This window comes from Halodesulfovibrio spirochaetisodalis (assembly GCF_001672295.1).
Taxonomy (GTDB): Bacteria; Desulfobacterota; Desulfovibrionia; order Desulfovibrionales; family Desulfovibrionaceae; genus Halodesulfovibrio; species Halodesulfovibrio spirochaetisodalis.
Genome location: NZ_JXMS01000002.1, coordinates 141,300 through 159,850, shown reverse-complemented (window position 1 = coordinate 159,850; position 18,551 = coordinate 141,300). Strand labels below are relative to the sequence as shown.

Sequence of the window (18,551 nt, the reverse complement as noted above, 5' to 3'; positions counted from 1 at the left end):
CTAACGCTAAAACCTTCTTTTACATATCCCTCTGATATCATGTGTGATACGTACAAAACAAACATGATAACAGAGGTTTTCTTATGCAATTAGACATGCATTTCTATGGCACCTATGCACTGGCACGGGCTGCAGGTATCCACAAAGAAGATGCATACACGGTTGCTTACGCAGCACAGTATGTAGACGACTCAACACAACAAGACAGCAAACAGCATGAAGATGGTGGTCTGTTGTATGGTATTGCCACCTCCCACAAGGGTGGGCAGTGCATTCTCAACCATCACAAAGATGTACATGGTGCCCGTGAAGAACAACGCCGTGTATGGGTTCCATTTCATTTCCTTCCCGGCGCGCAGGGGAGCGACTTTGAAGAACAGCTTCTTTGCCGTAAAAACAGCAAACCTGCTCAGGAAATGATGCAAAACCACCTGCTCATAGCCCCTCAGAAAGCGTATGGGCTTGAGCTGTTAGGCATTGCTGCACATGTCTATATGGATACCTTTTCTCACTTTGGTTTTTCCGGCGTAAGCTCTTCACTTAACCGCATTAAAGACGGAAGCATTGAACCACTTGAAGTGGAGAATCCGAAGATGGGAGACTATATCATTTCCAAACTCGGGCGCTTTATCAAACGCTTCAAGGCCGGAAGTATTGTCAGCTTTTTTGCAGAAGAAACAACAGGCAGCCTCGGACACGGAGCTGTTGCCACCTTCCCTGACCGTCCGTATCTCAAATGGAGTTTTGAATACGAATACCCGCGCGAGAACGATGCAGTACATCTTCCCATTGAAGCAGAACAGATAGAGGTGCGCGACAACAAAGAACACTTCTTTGAGGGATGCGACCTGCTGTATAATTATTTCAAAACATTTGCGGCTGAAAAATATGACGAGCCGGACGTTATCCCATTTGAGGAACTGGCTGACAGCATCAAATCAATCATCGCAAAAGAAGACGATTGCGACGGACGCATTGATCAATGGCGCTCTCTTACATGGAATACGGCTCCAGTTATTGAACCGGATATACGTTACAACAAAAGTCACTGGGAAAACCAGAAGTACGATTTTGATGATTCAGAAGAATCAAAAGACAACATTTCCAGTCACGTCTATAAATTCCATCAAGCCGCCGCGTACCATCGGTACTATATTCTTAAAGATCTGCTCCCTGCCCACGGGATAGCCGTGTACTAAAGCGCTAGTCAGTATCCGCCCGCTCACGCGTGGCGGATATTTTTTTGCAAATGCATACTCATTGCAATTGACTTTGATTATCAACTTCAATATTCTCCGTCGAAACGTAACGGAGAACTGAATGAGACCATCTGAAATTGCTTCTGCAATAGAAACACTTATCACCGTAAAACAGCCGGCATTTATCTGGGGAGCCCCAGGGGTCGGCAAAAGCCAGATTGTAGCTCAACTTGCAGCAAAGCATGACCTGAAACTTGTAGACATTCGTGCTGTCCTTCTCGACCCTGTAGACCTACGAGGTATCCCCCGCATTGACGATGAAGGGAAAACAGCATGGTGTGCCCCGTCTTTCCTGCCGACAGAAGGAAACGGGATTTTGTTTCTGGATGAGCTCAACACCGCACCACCATTAGTCCAAGCCGCCTGCTATCAGCTAATCCTCGACAGGAAACTCGGTGAATACGAGCTTCCTGAAGGCTGGAGCATTATTGCTGCCGGTAACCGTGAGTCTGACAAAGCAGTTACCCATCGCATGCCTTCCGCGCTTGCCAACAGAATGGTTCATCTGGACTTTGAAGCCGATCTTGATGACTGGCTTTTATGGGCTGATAACAACGAGGTGGTTCCATCACTCAAAGCATTTCTCCGTTTTCGTCCAACGTTACTTCATGCTTTTGACCCTAAGAAAAATGCAAAGGCATTCCCTTCCCCGCGCTCATGGGAATTTGTCTCAACTATCCTTGCTGCCAAGCCATCAAACAGCACCATCAAAGCACTCATAACCGGTGCCGTTGGTGAAGGAGCAGCAACCGAATATCTTGCGTTTCTTACGGCATGTGATCAACTGCCGAGTGTCGAAGAAGTACTTACCAGTCCGGATACCATTGAGTTGCCGGACGATCCCGCAGTGGTCTACGCCCTCTGCGAATCAGTTGCACGCGAAGCATCGGACGACGTCATTCCCCAGATTGCCGTCCTTGCTGCGCGGCTTCCTATTGAGTTCAGCGTGCTCCTCATGAGGGACTCCGCCGCAACATCCCCATCTATTGTGGAAACTCCCTCTTTTGCCAACTGGGCCTACGCCAACAGTGATATTCTGGTGTAGCAATGCATCAGGCCGCACACAACAAAATGCTCAAGGCACGCATGGAACTGGTGCTTGATCATCCATTTTTTGCAAACCTCGCGCTCCGCTTGGAGTTACGTGAAGACACCTCATGCCGCACGGCATGGGCAGACGGGCAGACACTTGGGTACAACCCCATCTACATCGATGCTCTTCCATTAGAGAAAGTGAAAGGGTTGCAGTGCCATGAGGTGCTGCACCTTGCCTGCTGTCATCATACAAGGCGCGGCTTGCGTGATAAAAAATTATGGAACACGGCCTGTGACTATGCAATCAACCCTGTTTTGCTGGACGCAGGCATTGAACTGCCTACAGGGTATCTGGATGATCCAAAGCACCACGGAAAAAGTGCCGAGGCTATCTATGCCGCACTCAAAAACCATAATGAAGAGTTGAAAGGAGGCGCTGACGGCGGTGCCGAACAGGGCGCCATTGCAGGAGAGGACATTGAAGGAGGCGGAGACGGCTCATCCATGTCGGAAACTGAGGAAGAAAAGTCTGCACAAGGCACAGAAGGTGAAGCACCCGAGGACACAGGTGATGGAGCCGGAAGTGGTGACGAGGGAGATGAAGAACAGGAGCAGTCCGACGACAGTAACGATCCGGGCATGACAGGAGAAGTCCGTGACGCTCCCTCCAACAGCGGAGGAACAGACAACAACTCCATGCAACAGCAGGAAGATGCATGGCGCTCAGCGCTTACACAGGCTATCCATAAATCTCTTGAGTTTGGAGATCTGCCAGGAACACTGGAAAGACTGTTCAACAACATTACGTCTCCCACACTAAATTGGCAGGAACTCCTTCGACAGTTTATGGCTGATGCAGCTAAAAACGACTTTTCATGGGTTCGCCCCAACAAACGGTATCTGCATTCCGGTCTATATCTGCCCGGAATGTACAGTGAAGAACTACCAGAGGTGGCAGTCGCTGTAGATGTTTCCGGCAGCATTACACAACATGAGCTGGACGCTTTTGCTGCAGAGCTTTCTGATATTCTGGAAGAATTTGACACAACCATAACTGCCTTTGCCTGCGACACTAAAATTTCCGAAGAAAAAAGGCTTTCTAAGTGGGATTTGCCGTTGAACCTTACCGCCTCCGGTGGCGGGGGAACAGATTTCCGGCCTCCTTTCACAAGACTTGAAGAGGAAGACATCACACCGGCATGCCTTATTTACCTTACTGATATGCAGTGCAACCTTTTTCCTGAAGATCCCGGATATCCTGTACTCTGGGTTAGCACTACGCAGCAGTACAACGCACCGCCCTTCGGGGAAGTACTTGTGATGGAGCAATAATGAATATTGACTGGAAGATACACAAAAAGCGCGGCAACTATCGCCCTGTTCTCACATACACAATCACGCTTACCGAATTCGAAAAAAGTCTCGCAATGCCTTCTGTACGCATAACCAGTACAATCCCTAAACCGCCCGAAACAGGCTGGTCACACTGTTGGCCAGACCAGCACGAGCGGGCAGACTGGACGCCATCAGAATACTACCAGCTCATGTCTCCTTCGCATAAAGCAAAAGATACCCTCGTTACTCTTAAACTCCCTTGGCGAGAGTCTAACGAATACCCAGAGGTGGAGGAGTCACTTGCAGCACTCCGTGATGCTTTCGAAGAAGAACTAGTTGCTTCGATGAACAGCGGCGCTGTAAACACACAAGGCAGTCTGAAGACTTCTGCCTCGGCTAAAGGGGTTATTGCTCCTACTTTTGCTGCTGAGCGTATACTGCAGTCTGTCGCTCGTAAAACTGCCTGATATAAGAAACACAAATGGCTGCTCCTCAAAATGAGGAGCAGCCATTTCGTTATTACATGAGTTCATTACTGCAGACGTAGTTTACGCGGGTGCTTTGGAAGCCGCACTCAAGTTAGCGAACGCCAGAATAACACCCAACGCAATTCCAAGCATGGCTGCAAATAAAATTCGTAAATCCGGCGGTAATAAGAACGTAATGGTATGTGCCGGAATCCAGAACAGCGGAATAGTTTTTTTAAACACCAGCCCCCACATGATATTCCAATTAATTTCCTTAAATCGTGAAGACATATCAATAGGAATAAGCAAAGACGAAATTTTACCACCATACAGATGAATATGCCCGTCTGTGATTTTATGCAGGGTCATCATTACCGGTGCAAATATGCTGTTGAGTGAAACGCTGATAACAAAAGCTGTGGCAAGCCGCTCTGCAAAACCGCCTGTGGCAAGTGTTGCTGAAGAAATATCAAACCCGAATGAGGCAAGAATATTAGGCGCCCCAGTTGCAAATACCGTAAATGCAAGCTTGATGATAATGCCTAATATGCCCCACACGACCATTTTTGCACATAAGCCGAATGTAGGGCTCCAATATGTTCCGGTAACAATGCGAAGCGCTAAGCATTCACCGAATGACGCCAGCACCGCAAATTTAATAAAGCTCATCAGATAGCCGTGCGCCTTACTGTAATACCTGAAACCTTCAACAAATTCATTGCTAAGACATGCTGCAAGCACAAGCACTGTAACAACCGCCACCACTGCAGCGTCTTTCATCTTCATGTAAGTATTTCCTCGTTAGCGTTATCCACAGGACTCATTGCACTGCCGTTCATACTGTGCAGGTTGACAATTGTTTGTTTACTGCACGGTATTGAGAACTACTGAAATTTCTTTAAAATAGATATCAATCAGGCCCCCCGCAGAAAGCTCCATTGAATCAGTCACACTTTTTGAAACCAACGCACAAATCCCGCTACCATCCTCAAGATGCCCTGTCACTTCCGACATTATGAGGGTTGAAATGATACGTTCCACACTGCATGTAAACTGATTTCGTTTTATTAAGCCATATTGAGCGTGTTGAGGCATGATATCAATATAAGGAGCTTTAATCGTCGCCACCACTGGCGTCCCGATGCAAAGCCGTAAAGTGCGCACGCTTTCCTCAGTAATTGTGGAAAAAACCGACAAGCCTGAATCTGTCATGACTTCAACTTCTGCCATAACTCCGTCAACCGCGACACGGGCTATATGCCCTACAAACGAATTACGTGCACTGGTTCTTTTTTGCATTTCCGCATGCGCCTTACGGACAATGGATGTGACGTCAGCATTGGTGTAATTTCTGAAACTAGCCAAAACATCCGCCGATAACCGCCCAAGCACCTTGCTGACAACAAGCAACGGCACACCACCACGTACCATTTCCAACGCACGGCTATACCTCAATACTCTGGGTGTTGCCAATTCCTTTGGTAAACCGCAGTCCATTGCACGGGCATAAAAAATTCGTCGAACATACCCCGGATCCATATGGAAAAAGCTTCCCCTGAGCCCAGCCCCCATTGAACTCTCCATAAGTTCACGTATGGCTTCATTAACGGACGGCTCCAAAGGAACCTCCCGTAGCGCATCTCCATGCCCTACCGTGACAACCTTTCGGGAAAAATCAAAAGCTGTCCTGTCATCAAGCGCCAGAATCTCACCAAGACGCGCACCCGTATGCCGCAGCAATAAAAATACAGCACGCATCCGCTGACGTGAACGAATGTATTCCTGCCTGTCCGTCCCCCCGCACCATGCATCAAATGAATGTAAAAACTGAGTAAGCTGTTCCGGCTCAAGATATCTCAACGATTCTGAAACCGTAAAAATAGAATGAGGAGAAAGTGCTCCAGCATGTTCAGACATGACAACTCCAGAGAAGTCACGAATTCTGATATTTTCGTGACCTGCTTGTTCTAAAAAAACAATCTTCTTAGAAGCACATGGAAAAGTAAAGTGACGAAAGCCGAAGAAGTACAACGTGTTCGCACTTCCAAAAACCGGAGGCTCCCGATGAAACGTCTTATTACGCTATGTTTAGCTCTATGTACTTTTGTGCCCATACAAGCCCGTTCCGCAGACCTCATGATTGCTCAGGCGGCAAATTTTATGCCTGCCATGCAGGAAATTATTCCTGCGTTTGAAAAGGAAACAGGACTCACTGTGCAAGCCACCTACACTTCCACAGGAAAACTGTATGGTCAGATCATCAACGGTGCACCGTTTGATGTGTTCCTTGCTGCGGATGCACTAAGGCCGGAAAAATTATATACGCAACAGCTTGCAGCCAAGCCTTTTACTTATGCAAAAGGACGGGTTGTGCTGTGGACACGCAATAAAAATCTTTGCAGCAAAACATGGCAACATGCTCTTTCATCCCACTCTGTTGCCCACATTGCCATAGCAAATCCTGAAACGGCCTCATACGGCACAGTCACAAAAGCTATGCTGCAAAAACTGAATCTCTGGGAAAAAACAAAGTCGAAACTTGCAGTTGGGCAATCCATATCGCAAGCCTTCCAATATGTCGCAACTGGTGCCGCTGATGCAGGCTTTTGTGCCTACTCCTATATGTTCACACCGCAAGCCAGACAAGGTTGCGTTATTCATGTTCCTGAAGCTGAACCAGTGCTCCAAAAGGGATGTATTCTCAGCAATGCCCCGCACCCCAACGCAGCAGAAAAATTTATACAATTTCTTGCATCCCCAACAGTGGCCGCGATTAAGCGTAGCTATGGGTATCAATAAGCCATGTTCTCTATCCCACTCATCCTCTCTGCTAAACTGGCTTTTTGTACGATGATGCTTATCCCGATACTGGCATTTCCCCCTGCCTACTTTCTGGCATTCGGATCATGCCGCGGGAAAAGTATTCTGGATGCATTGATAACCCTACCCATGGTTATTCCGCCTACGGTTCTCGGTTTCGGGTTACTCATGTTAATGACCCCATCGGGAGCTGTAGGCGGAGCCTGGCAGACCATGACTGGCAGCAGACTTATATTCAGTTTCTCTGGAATTCTGTTTGCCTCTCTCATCTTCAACTTGCCCTTTGCAGTGCAACCTCTACGGGCATCATTTGAAAAACTGGATAAGCGTCTGCTAGAAAGTGCAGCTGTACTGGGACTATCCCCTTGGCAAACATTTTACCGCGTCATACTCCCCAACAGTATCAGCGGTATCGCAGCGAGTTCTATTCTGGTATTTGCTCACAGCCTTGGAGAATTCGGGGTGATTCTTATGGTAGGAGGCAGTATTCCCGGTCGTACACAGGTTGCCTCCATCGCAATTTATGAAGCAGTGGAAGCCATGCGATTTGACGATGCACTGTATATGTCAGCTACTCTAGTTCCTGTCTGCTTTTTCTTTCTTGTCATCCTCAATGCCATAAACAGGAGACAACAATCATGACCCTTGCCTTTTCCATCAAAAAGCAACTGGAACACATGAAGCTTGATATCAAGATGACCTGTGAGCCTAATACACTTACAGCAATTGTAGGCCCGTCCGGTTCTGGGAAAACTACGCTTATCAGAATGCTGGCAGGACTTGAAACGCCGGATAGCGGGAACATAAGCTGCAACAATGCCAATTGGTTTTCTTCATCACCACGCAACGTTACTCCACCGCAACACAGAAACGCTGGACTTGTTTTTCAAGATTACACGCTGTTTCCGCATCTTACTGTTGAAAAAAACATTCGCTTTGCTGCTGTTGATTCGGAACAAGTTCCCGAACTTCTTCACAGCTTCAATATTGAACACATTAAAAACAAAAAACCGCACTCCATTTCAGGTGGAGAACGGCAACGGGCGGCATTATGCCAAACTCTTGCACGCAGACCGGTAACACTATTACTTGATGAACCTTTTTCCGCGCTTGATGTAACAACACGGCATAAATTGCAAGAAATGCTGCTCGAACTAAAAGTGCAACTGCATGTCCCCATTATTCATGTGACACATGATCTGGAAGAGGCTACGCTCCTTGGAGACTCGGTCGTTGCCATAGAGCAGGGAAAAATTTCTCCAACATGGTTTGCGTCCCAACTACAGGCAGTACACTCAGCACACAACAGTGCATTTTATTGCGAACAGTTTGCACAGATATCCAATGCAGCGGTATGTGCATCCACAAACAGACGGAAAACATCATGCAGGCATTAACAACAGTTCGGGAAAAAGCTCTTGAAGACTGGCGTTCTGGTAATCTATTGCTGGAGCCTATTACGGTCTCAGCTAAGCCGCTTACCACAGAAGAAGCCATAGGCAGGCCGGACGATACGGATTACCCGATCCAAACCGGCAAAGAACATCTCATGGAGGCAGTATTTAACGGGTACAAAGGACAGGCATTTACTGCCAGTCGTGGAACATTTTCCGGTACCCTGCAAGAAGTGGCATCTCTTCCACTGACAACTGATTTTAACCGTGCTGTTTTTGTAGCAACTCTCAATGCTGTAAGTTGCGCGCACCACAGCGCAACAAACACCATACATTGTAAAAATAACGAACCCAAAGAATGTGCCCGCAAACTTTGTGACCATATACAGCAAACATATGGGCACCGCCGTATAACATTAATCGGCTTCCAACCTGCAATGGCTGAAGCACTCCACCCTCATTTTCCGCTGCGTCTTGTGGATCTTGATCCCCAGAACATTGGTCAGGTGAAACGAGGAGTACTGATTGAAGGAAAAGAACACACCAGTGATGCCATCAACTGGGCAGAATTGCTGCTCGTGACCGGAACGACCCTTGCGAACAACTCCATTGATCTATTCCTTACTGATAAGCCCGTAATCTTCTACGGGACAACCATAGCAGGCGCTGCTTCATATATGGACTGGGAGCGCTTCTGCCCTATGAGCAAATAGCGTTACCTGACCCATTTAAAGCAGTTTACCAGCGCTTCCTGCGCTGCCGCATCCATCAATTTTTCAGCATCTCTATAGGATTTAATAAACCGTCTTCCAGTATCTGTAAGGCGGTATCCTTTTTTATTTCCTCCGACCTTTGTCACCAGAGGCTCACCGATACATTCCTCAAGCTTTTTCAAACGCCCCCACGCTCTTCGGTACGACATGCCAAGCTCCTTGGATGCTCCAGAAAGTGAGCCCAGTGCATCAATCTGTTCAAGCAGCACTGTGCCGCCGGAACCAAACAGCATGTTTCCGTCTTCCTCCAGCCAAAATTTATATTTAACGCTCTTCTTTCTCATCTCTCATCCTTTGTTTACGGGCATAACCACCTTATTGTGAAATTTTTCTTAAACATTTCAACACAACTGCCCTTATTTTTCATAAAAAAACGTTTGACTTATTATGTCCCTATGGACATATAAAAAACACCCAGTAATCACCTACTAACTACTTTTTTCTATCAACCTGAATCGCAAAAAGAGACTACAATGCAGGCAGTTCCAGTTCAAAACTCGATTGGTATGGTTCTTTGTCACGACATCACCCGAATTGTCCCCGGTGAAAGTAAGGGCCCTGCGTTCAAAAAAGGGCACATCGTCACAGAAAAAGACATTCCCACCCTTCTCGATATCGGTAAAGAACATCTTTATGTTCTCAATCTTACCGAAAATCAAATCCATGAAAATGAAGCAGCCATTCGCATTGCCAACGCCGTTGCTGGCGAAGGAATCACGTTAAGCGACGTCTCTGAAGGACGAGTCAACCTTATTGCCAACAAGGGGTTGCTGTCCATTGATGTTGAAAAGGTTCATCAAATTAATGCGATTGATGAGGTTGTTCTCTCAACCATGCACAACGGTTTGCATGTCCTTTCTGAACGACCAATTGCCGGTACCCGCATAGTTCCTCTGGTTACCGACAGGTCAAAGGTTGAAGAAGTAGAAGCTGTTTGCGCAACAGGCGGGCCTGTTATTCAGGTAAAGCCTTTCAAACATCACAAAGTAGGTGTGGTTACAACCGGTAGCGAAGTCTACCATGGAAGAATTACAGATAAGTTCGGGCCTGTAATACGCAAGAAATTTCATGAACTCGGGTCAAATGTCGTGGAGCAAGTCTTTGTTCCTGATGACCAGCAGATGACTACAGACGCCATTAATGCCTTCCTTGATGATGGTATTGATTTTGTTGTTGTTACCGGCGGCATGTCTGTCGATCCGGATGACAGAACTCCTGCCAGTATCCGCGATACTGGTGCTGATGTAGTCACCTACGGCTCACCGACCTTTCCCGGTGCCATGTTCATGCTCGCCTACAAGGATAACCGACCAATCATCGGACTTCCCGGCTGCGTAATGTACTACCGCGCCAGTATCTTCGATCTTATCGTACCGCGCATTCTCGCAGGCGAAACAATTACCCGTAGAGACATTACGAATTTAGGACACGGCGGCTTCTGTGCCGGTTGCGAAACCTGTCATTTCCCACTGTGCTCCTTCGGTAAATCGTCATAATAATCGGCTGGTTCTGCTGTAGAACCCTCCTGCTTTATAACCTATATGTGATGGGTACCTTAATTGTATCGACAAACTTTTTGTTTTGTTAATGCGCATTGACCGAAACGAGGTACCAGAGAGGAGTTTCCATGCTAAAAAGAATGCTTCACGTTAACGGCGTAGACCGCATGGTCATCTGCGAACAGGATGAAACACTTGCGAATGTACTGCGCGAAAACTTAGGGCTTACCAGCGTTAAGATCGGCTGCGGACAAGGTCAGTGCGGTAGTTGTAACGTTGTTGTGGATGGCAAGCTCAAGCGCACATGTACCATTAAAATGAAGCGCGTTGCAGAAAACACACAAATCGTAACTGCTGAAGGGGTTGGCACTCCTGAACACCTGCACCCTGTTCAGCTTGCATGGATCGCTCATGGTGGCGCACAGTGCGGTTTCTGTACTCCGGGCTTTATTGTTTCTTCTTATGCACTGCTTCTTGAAAATCAATCCCCGACTCGTGAAGATGTTCGCGAATGGTTCCAGAAGCATCGTAACGCATGTCGTTGCACAGGATACAAACCGCTTGTTGACGCTGTGATGGACGCTGCTGCAGTTCTGCGCGGTGAAAAAACACGCGATGAACTGATGAAGGACGTGCCTACCGAAGGCCGCATTGTAGGTACAAAATACCCACGTCCTACCGCTGTTGCCAAAGTGACCGGTACACTCGATTACGGTGCAGATTTAGGTCTCAAACTTCCTGCTAACACCCTTCGCTGTGCTCTGGTTCAGGCAGAAGTCTCCCACGCAAAAATTATTTCTATCGACACTTCCGAAGCAGAAAAAATGGAAGGCGTTGAAAAGGTTGTTACCTACAAAGATATTAAAGGTAAAAACCGTATTACCGGCCTCATCACATTCCCGACCAACAAGGGTGACGGCTGGGATCGTCCTATTCTGTGTGATGAAAAAATATTCCAGTACGGCGATGCCATCGCAATCGTGTGTGCTGACACAGAAAAGCATGCAAAAGCTGCTGCAGAAAAAGTGAAAGTAGAACTGGAAGAACTGCCTGCGTACATGAGCGCCCCTGAAGCAATGCAGGACGACGCCATGGAAATTCATCCAGGCACTCCTAACATCTACTTTGTCCAGAAAGTAGCTAAGGGCAACGACACTGCACCGATATTTAAAGAAGCAGACGTTACCATTGAAGGCGATTACTATGTTGGTCGTCAGCCTCACATGCCTATCGAGCCGGACGTAGGTTTTGCGTACCGTAACGACGAAGGTAAACTCGTTATCCATTCCAAATCAATCGGCCTGCATCTGCATGCTGCCATGATTGCTCCTGGTCTCGGTGAAGAACTTGAAAATATTGTCATGGTTCAGAACCCTGCTGGCGGTACCTTTGGCTACAAGTTCAGCCCGACAATGGAAGCCCTCGTCGGTGCTGCATGCATGGCAACTGACCGCCCTGTATTCCTCAACTACACATGGTACCAGCAGCAGACCTACACCGGTAAGCGTTCCCCGTTCTTTATGAACGTACGTATGGCTGCGGACAACGAAGGTAAACTCCTCGGTATGGAAACAGACTGGTCTGTTGACCACGGTCCTTACTCTGAATTCGGTGACCTTCTCACCCTTCGTGGTGCTCAGTTTATCGGTGCAGGTTACGACATTGATAACATCCGTGGTGAAGGTCGTACCGTTTGTACCAACCACGCATGGGGTTCTGCATTCCGTGGCTACGGTTCTCCGCAGTCTGAATTCGCATCAGAAGTTCTTATGGACGAACTTGCTGAAAAACTCGGTATGGATCCATTGGAACTGCGCTACAAAAACGTATACCGTAAAGGTTCCACCACACCTACAGGTCAAGATCCTGAAGTTTACAGTCTGCCTGAAATTCTCGATACCGTTCGCCCTAAATACGAAGAAGCCAAGAAACGCGCAGCAGAGCTTTCCACGCCGGAAGTTAAACGCGGCGTAGGTATTGCCCTTGGCGTGTACGGTTCCGGTCTTGACGGCCCTGACTCCGCAGAAGCAGACATTGAACTTGATGCTGAAGGTTTTGTCACAGTGTACACCACATGGCATGACCACGGTCAGGGTGCTGATATCGGTGCATTAACAACTGCACACGAAGCACTCAGCCCAATGGGCTTCCCTGCTGAAAAAATCAAAGTTTGCCTCAACGACACCAGCAAGTGCCCTAATGGCGGCCCTGCAGGTGGTTCCCGTTCACAGGTTGTTATCGGCCGTGCAATCAAAGCAGCTGGTGAAGAGCTTGTAGCAGCTATGAAAAAAGCAGACGGCTCTTTCTACACCTATGAAGAGATGGAAGCGAACAACATCCCTACCCGTGCCAAAGGCAAATGGACAGCACCATGTACCGATTGCGACGAAAACGGTCAGGGTAACCCGTTTGCATGTTACATGTACGGACTGTTCCTTGCTGAAGTCAGTGTAGAAATAGCAACCGGTAAAACTACTGTGGAAAAAATGACCGCAGTAGCAGACGTTGGTACCGTCATGAACAAACTGGCTGTAGATGGTCAGATGTACGGCGGCCTTGCTCAGGCTATCGGCCTTGCACTCACTGAGGACTTTGAGGATATCAAAAAGCACTCCACCATGGTGGGTGCAGGATTCCCTTACGCAAAACAGATTCCAGACGACATGGAACTGATTTACGTAGAATCTGAGCGTCCTGAAGGCCCATTCGGTGCCTCCGGTGTTGGCGAGCTTCCGCTCACCTGCCCGCATGCAGCTGTCATTAACGGCATATACAATGCTTGTGGCGTCCGTATCCGCGCGCTGCCTGCACTTCCTGAAAAAGTGCTCGCAGGGTTAAATAAGTAATACAGTACTCATCGTCCGTGCTGCTTTGGCAGCACGGACGTACTCTGAACACGCTATGGAACAACACGAACTCCGCCAATGGGAAGCACGGTGCACGCAAGAAGAAGCACCACACTGTCAGGCCAGATGTCCCCTGCACATTGATGTTCGCAGCTTCTGCCAAAAAGTCGCTGCCGGAAAAATTAATGAAGCATGGGCCATACTCTATAAAAGCATGCCTGTACCTTACATCACGGCGCATCTTTGCGACGGTGTATGCATGGAGTCATGCCTGCGCAAAGAACTTGGCGGCAGTATCAACATGCCGGAGCTGGAACGCCACTGTGCACAACACGCGACCAAAACACCTTTGTTGCGCCCACTGCCTTCCAAAAACAAGCGAGTATTAATTCTGGGTGGAGGCCTCACAGCCCTTGCAGCGGCATGGGAACTGGCTAAAAAAGGGATTACCCCTACCATTGCGTCAACTGATGCATATGCCGAAATATCCTCAAATCTTCCGCAAGAAACGCTTGAAAAGCACACACAGGCATTCGAAAAACTTGGTGTCCAATTTTCTACAGAGCAAGCTCCCAAAGACCTTGAGTCCGCTTGCGATGACTGGGATACCATTCTGGTAGCCTCACCGGAACTGACAGATAGGTACGCGTGTACTGTTACTGACCTCCAAATTCTTCAAACCCAAATTTCCTCTGTATTCGCCGTTCCGTCCCCTTGGAATGCCTCCACGATAGAGCGTGTTGCCCTGGGCAGGACGTTGGCATTCTCCGCGGAACGTTCGATACAAAATGTATCCCTCATTGCAGGAAGAGAAAACGAAGGACCATTCCTATCCCGTTTGCAGACAGACGTATCCATGGTTTCTTCACTCCCGCTTCTGCCTGCAGGGGCTGAGGGGTATAATGAAGCGACAGCGATGCTTGAAGCAGGAAGGTGCATGCAATGCGAATGTATGCAATGCGTCAATAACTGTGTGTTTCTGGCAGAATTTAAGAGCTACCCTAAGATCTATGCACGGCAGATATACAATAATGCTGCCATCGTCATGGGTACCAGACATGCTAACAAAATGATCAACTCCTGCATGCTCTGCGGCCTGTGCGAAGAAATCTGCCCCGAAGACTTCGCGGTACAGGATCTCTGCCTTTCTGCAAGACAAGAGATGGTGTCAGCTTCCACAATGCCTCCATCTGCACACGAATTTGCGCTCCGTGATATGGCATTTGCCAATACTGCGGGGATGCTCGCAAAAAATGCACCTTCCGCTTCAGCCAGCACGTACGCTTTTTTCCCCGGTTGTCAGCTTCCGGCTGTTTCACCGCACCTTGTAGAAAGTACATACAACTATCTGCGAACAGTCATGGAAGAACCAGTCGGGTTGTTTATCCACTGTTGCGGAGCTCCCGCTCACTGGTCAGGACAGCAAGAGCTTAGCCAAACGACCACCAATCAAATTTCCAGTCAGTGGGAAGCAATGGGTAAACCACAAATCATTGCAGGCTGCCCAACCTGCGCAACCATGTTTGCAGAGCTGATGCCGCATATTCCAACACGCTCTTTATGGGAGGTTCTGGAAGAAACCGGATTACCTCCGACAGCACGTAGCTTGCAACAGCCATACGTCCTGCACGACCCGTGTTCCACACGGCATGATGAACCTATGCGCACCCACGTACGCTCCATAGCCAACACACTGCATATGAATATCACTGAGCCGCATCTTTCAGAAGTGCTCACAGAGTGCTGCGGATACGGCGGCCTGCTTGATTCTGCCAACCCTGCCCTTTCAAAAAAAGCTTCACAGCACAGGGCTGATGTTCTCTCCCAGTGCTCCGACATTGAACAGGATGTGCTCACCTACTGCGCCATGTGTCGCGACATGCTGGCCAGAACAGGTAAACGCACTGTTCACCTGCTGGATATTCTGTTTCCTGCCTGTAACTCTGCACTTTCCTGCTGTAATGCTGATCCGGCAACAGTTCCTGTTACAGGCTTTTCCGATCGTCGCGAAAATCGCATACGACTAAAAGAACAGTTACTTACAACCATCTGGAATGAAGCAAGTCCAGAAAGGCAGGAAGACCTTCCTCCTGTTTCCTACACTGCTGATGCAACTGCACACATGGAAGAACGACGTATCCTGCAAAGCGATATCCGCAAAGTTGTGCAATATGTAGAAAGCACGGGGAGAGGCCTGTTTAATACAAAGACAGAACGTTTTGTCGCCAGCTTCCGCCCTGTAAGCGTTACCTACTGGATTGAATATACAAAAGATACCAACGGCTACTGCATACATAACGCCTGGTCGCATCGCATGCAGATTATTCCACCGAAATAAGAGTACGCCATGAATACATTACAAGTATTGCACGATGATTTTTCTCACTGGAACTGTAGCCAATGTAATGAGCCGCTCAAATTTACGGCAGTTGAACTGGTATATCTTGAAAGCAAATTTTCCGTAGAACTCCCTGCATGTCCTGCATGCGGGTATGTTCTGATTCCGGAGTCCCTCGCTCTGGGCAAAATGGCAGACGTTGAGCAGCTACTGGAAGATAAATGAGTACAGCACTCTGGCAACATCCCCTTATGGCAACTCTTGAGGACGGTGCATTACGTCCAGGTGGACTGGCTCTTACCCAAAAGACATATGACAAACTTGGGATTACTGCTGCTACCAATATTCTTGATGCAGGCTGCGGTAACGGCACCACTGGTGCATTTCTAAAACAGCAATACGGTGCGCAAGTAACAGGACTGGATCTTTCTTACGCTAATACCCAACAGACAAGCCTGCGTTCTGTTCCTGCGCTGCAAGGCACTATCGACAAACTACCGTTCTGTGATGCTGTATTTGATATTGTTAATTGTGACTGCGTGCTCTCGTTGAGCCATTCACTCCAAAGCGCTATCACTGAATGCTCCCGAGTGCTTTGTACCGGAGGCATGCTGATTTTATCAGATCTTTACAGACGGACTGACCAGCAACAGGCACATAGAACATGCCATACCGCTCCAAAGTGCGTTTCGCAAAAAAGCATATCTGCGGGCTGTGCCAGTTCTCCGTTACATCTTAATCAACTATTCGCTGTGCTCACGAAGGCTGGGTTTACACACACATGCAGCACAGACTGCACAAAGGAGCTTAAAGAGCTCACGGCGAAACTTATTTTCTCCGGCATTGCCACATGCTGTTCCGACAGCGGCAATCCAGCAACAAGACACACTGCACGCTACGACAAAAGCATAGGCTATATCCAAATACGAGCGGTAAAAAAGGGGTAAAACATGCTTTCCGACATTCAATTGCAATCATTCCAGTGGGCTGGCAAAGGATACTGTTGCAGCCAAATTATGATGGGGATGGCACTGGAATTTTCCGGTGTGGAAAATCAGCAGCTCATACGCGCTGCTGAAGGGTTATGCAGTGGAATGTCAAAATGTGACGGAGCATGCGGTCTGCTCACTGGAGGCGCATTGCTTCTCGGACTCTATGCAGGGCACGACGCCGCAACTGAAGAAAAAGACGACCACCTTCCAGTTATGCTGGAGTCATTCACAGAATGGTTTTCTCAGAAAACCATTGAACAATTTGGTGGAATAGACTGTGGTAAAATTTTAGGCGACCACTGCGACAATCCTGTGCCGGACACCACTATATGCGGTGGCCTGCTTGTGGACAGCTTTATGTTTATCGATACCCTGCTCACAGAGTACGGTTACGATATTGCTGCTGTAAAAGAGTAGTTATGGCTGATCACATTTCGCATACTGAGAGCGTCTGTCCACAGTGTCTCCAACGGGTTCCTGCTATGCGGGTAACTAGTGACAACGAAACTCGTCTTATTAAACACTGCCCTGAGCATGGGGCATTCTCCACACCTGTCTGGCGTTCAACACACACCGCTACAAATTTCACGGACTGGCTGCGCCCCAAAATTCCTTCCACACCACCGACAATTTCGGCAACCATCGAAAAAGGATGTCCATTTGACTGCGGCCTTTGTAAAGAGCACAGGCAACACAGTTGCATGGCACTTATTGAAGTCACATGGCGCTGTAATCTTTCGTGTCCGGTGTGTTTTGCCTCTGCAACAAATGCAAACAATATAAAGAAGGATCCAACCAAAGAAGAAATTTTTCAGTTGTTGGATACCACCATGCGCACGACAGGCGGGTGCAATCTACAATTTTCCGGAGGCGAACCGACTATCCGTGACGACTTGCCGGAACTCGTGGCGGAAGCAAAACGTATTGGTTTTCCATTTGTACAGATTAATACCAACGGAGTCCGTGCCGCACACGATGCAGACTATGTTGCACGACTTGCTGCCGCGGGAGTTGATTCTGTTTTTCTACAGTTTGATGGGCTGAGTGAATCCACATGGCAGGCGTTTCGCAAAGCTGACCTTCGTGAAACAAAAGCAAAAGCGATCAAAGCCTTTGCTGATGCACAGATAGGTATTGTGCTGGTTCCGGTAATTTCTCCAACAATAAACAGAGACGAAATCGGTGACATCATCCGCTTTGCCATAGAGCGTGCGCCGGCAGTTCGCGGTGTCCATTTTCAGCCTATCAGCTATTTCGGACGGTATCCTGTTACCCCTGCGGACAACGAACGCATCACTTTGCCGGAACTGGCAGAAGAACTTGAACGACAGACAGACCATCTTGTTGCCACAGGAGATTTTGTACCGCCAACGTGCGAACACGCTCTTTGTTCATTTCACGCTAACTACATCATTAATGAGGACAAGTCGCTTTCGCTGCTGTCAGTTCCTAAAAACTCCTGCAACTGTAAGCCGAAACCGGCAGCAGAAGGGGCAGAAAAAGCACGTGCTTTTGTTCGCAGCCAATGGGCAGCAGCAGAAGAAAAGAATGGGGTAAATCCAGTGGGCAACGAGCTTGACTCTTTTATCCAGCAGGCATCAACAAAACGCTTTGCTATCTCTGCCATGGCGTTTCAGGATGCATGGTCACTGGATATTGAACGGCTCAAGGGATGCTGTATTCACGTTGTCGCACCGGACGGCAGGCTCATTCCTTTCTGCGCATATAATCTAACAGCAGCAGATGGAACCACATTGTACAGAGAAGCCTAGGTCGTTATTTGGGAGTAAGGA

General features: G+C 48.1%; 18 protein-coding genes. 15 read left to right on the top strand and 3 right to left on the bottom strand.

What is annotated here, in order from left to right:
• Window positions 1-83 precede the first annotated feature (83 nt).
• From SP90_RS01990 to SP90_RS01975, 4 genes are all read left to right on the top strand, one after another.
• Window positions 84-1,199 (top strand): DUF6765 family protein, encoded by a 1,116-nt coding sequence (locus SP90_RS01990; RefSeq protein ID WP_066852016.1) that lies wholly within the window; start codon window positions 84-86, stop codon window positions 1,197-1,199.
• A gap of 121 nt (window positions 1,200-1,320) precedes the next feature.
• Window positions 1,321-2,304, top strand: coding sequence for an AAA family ATPase (locus SP90_RS01985; RefSeq protein ID WP_066852014.1), 984 nt, complete (start codon window positions 1,321-1,323; stop codon window positions 2,302-2,304).
• 2 nt (window positions 2,305-2,306) lie between these two features.
• The gene (locus tag SP90_RS01980) at window positions 2,307-3,626 is read left to right on the top strand and encodes a vWA domain-containing protein (RefSeq protein ID WP_066852012.1); all 1,320 of its coding nucleotides are present in this window, start codon (window positions 2,307-2,309) and stop codon (window positions 3,624-3,626) included.
• A complete protein-coding gene (locus tag SP90_RS01975) occupies window positions 3,626-4,096 on the top strand; it encodes a hypothetical protein (RefSeq protein WP_066852010.1) in 471 nt (156 codons plus the stop codon). The genes SP90_RS01980 and SP90_RS01975 overlap by 1 nt, the downstream gene beginning before the upstream one ends.
• Window positions 4,097-4,177: 81 nt before the next feature.
• Here SP90_RS01975 and SP90_RS01970 read toward each other — a convergent pair whose 3' ends face one another.
• Both SP90_RS01970 and SP90_RS01965 read right to left on the bottom strand, forming a co-directional pair.
• Window positions 4,178-4,882 (bottom strand): Mpv17/PMP22 family protein, encoded by a 705-nt coding sequence (locus SP90_RS01970; RefSeq protein WP_231895518.1) that lies wholly within the window; start codon window positions 4,880-4,882, stop codon window positions 4,178-4,180.
• 78 nt (window positions 4,883-4,960) lie between these two features.
• The gene (locus SP90_RS01965; RefSeq protein WP_066852008.1) at window positions 4,961-6,013 is read right to left on the bottom strand and encodes a TOBE domain-containing protein; all 1,053 of its coding nucleotides are present in this window, start codon (window positions 6,011-6,013) and stop codon (window positions 4,961-4,963) included.
• Window positions 6,014-6,160: 147 nt separating this feature from the next.
• Here SP90_RS01965 and modA point away from each other — a divergent pair, with 147 nt between their 5' ends.
• Genes modA through SP90_RS01945 form a run of 4 tightly spaced genes read left to right on the top strand, consistent with a single transcriptional unit; the run spans window position 6,161 to window position 9,023 of the window.
• Entirely contained in the window at window positions 6,161-6,895 is a 735-nt protein-coding gene (modA, locus tag SP90_RS01960; RefSeq protein ID WP_066852007.1) for a molybdate ABC transporter substrate-binding protein, read from the top strand.
• A 3-nt stretch (window positions 6,896-6,898) separates the two neighbouring features.
• Window positions 6,899-7,558 carry a molybdate ABC transporter permease subunit gene (gene modB / locus SP90_RS01955; protein ID WP_066852006.1) on the top strand — a complete coding sequence of 220 codons (660 nt, stop codon included), beginning with the start codon at window positions 6,899-6,901 and terminating at the stop codon, window positions 7,556-7,558.
• Window positions 7,555-8,313 carry an ATP-binding cassette domain-containing protein gene (locus SP90_RS01950; protein ID WP_082936250.1) on the top strand — a complete coding sequence of 253 codons (759 nt, stop codon included), beginning with the start codon at window positions 7,555-7,557 and terminating at the stop codon, window positions 8,311-8,313. The genes modB and SP90_RS01950 overlap by 4 nt, the downstream gene beginning before the upstream one ends.
• Complete coding sequence (locus SP90_RS01945) at window positions 8,301-9,023, top strand: Rossmann-like domain-containing protein (RefSeq protein WP_066852005.1); 723 nt, start codon at window positions 8,301-8,303, stop codon at window positions 9,021-9,023. The genes SP90_RS01950 and SP90_RS01945 overlap by 13 nt, the downstream gene beginning before the upstream one ends.
• A gap of 2 nt (window positions 9,024-9,025) precedes the next feature.
• On the opposite strand, the gene SP90_RS01940 is transcribed toward SP90_RS01945, so the two are convergent.
• Entirely contained in the window at window positions 9,026-9,367 is a 342-nt protein-coding gene (locus tag SP90_RS01940) for a winged helix-turn-helix domain-containing protein (RefSeq protein ID WP_066852004.1), read from the bottom strand.
• Window positions 9,368-9,556: 189 nt separating this feature from the next.
• Here SP90_RS01940 and SP90_RS01935 point away from each other — a divergent pair, with 189 nt between their 5' ends.
• The 7 genes from SP90_RS01935 (at window position 9,557) to trsS (ending at window position 18,530) form a co-directional block, all read left to right on the top strand.
• Window positions 9,557-10,579, top strand: coding sequence for a molybdopterin-binding protein (locus tag SP90_RS01935; protein WP_066852003.1), 1,023 nt, complete (start codon window positions 9,557-9,559; stop codon window positions 10,577-10,579).
• 131 nt (window positions 10,580-10,710) lie between these two features.
• Complete coding sequence (locus SP90_RS01930; RefSeq protein WP_066852001.1) at window positions 10,711-13,428, top strand: molybdopterin-dependent aldehyde oxidoreductase; 2,718 nt, start codon at window positions 10,711-10,713, stop codon at window positions 13,426-13,428.
• A gap of 55 nt (window positions 13,429-13,483) precedes the next feature.
• The gene (locus SP90_RS01925) at window positions 13,484-15,766 is read left to right on the top strand and encodes a pyridine nucleotide-disulfide oxidoreductase/dicluster-binding protein (protein WP_066851999.1); all 2,283 of its coding nucleotides are present in this window, start codon (window positions 13,484-13,486) and stop codon (window positions 15,764-15,766) included.
• A gap of 9 nt (window positions 15,767-15,775) precedes the next feature.
• A complete protein-coding gene (locus SP90_RS01920; RefSeq protein WP_066851997.1) occupies window positions 15,776-15,991 on the top strand; it encodes a DVU_1557 family redox protein in 216 nt (71 codons plus the stop codon).
• Window positions 15,988-16,713 carry a DVU_1556 family methyltransferase gene (gene trsM / locus SP90_RS01915; protein WP_066851995.1) on the top strand — a complete coding sequence of 242 codons (726 nt, stop codon included), beginning with the start codon at window positions 15,988-15,990 and terminating at the stop codon, window positions 16,711-16,713. Before SP90_RS01920 ends, trsM begins: the two co-directional genes overlap by 4 nt.
• A 3-nt stretch (window positions 16,714-16,716) precedes the next feature.
• Window positions 16,717-17,175 (top strand): DVU_1555 family C-GCAxxG-C-C protein, encoded by a 459-nt coding sequence (locus SP90_RS01910; RefSeq protein ID WP_066851993.1) that lies wholly within the window; start codon window positions 16,717-16,719, stop codon window positions 17,173-17,175.
• Between the two features lie 2 nt (window positions 17,176-17,177).
• Window positions 17,178-18,530: a radical SAM (seleno)protein TrsS gene (gene trsS / locus SP90_RS01905; protein ID WP_066851991.1), complete on the top strand. Its 1,353-nt coding sequence runs from the start codon at window positions 17,178-17,180 to the stop codon at window positions 18,528-18,530.
• Window positions 18,531-18,551: the final 21 nt, after the last annotated feature.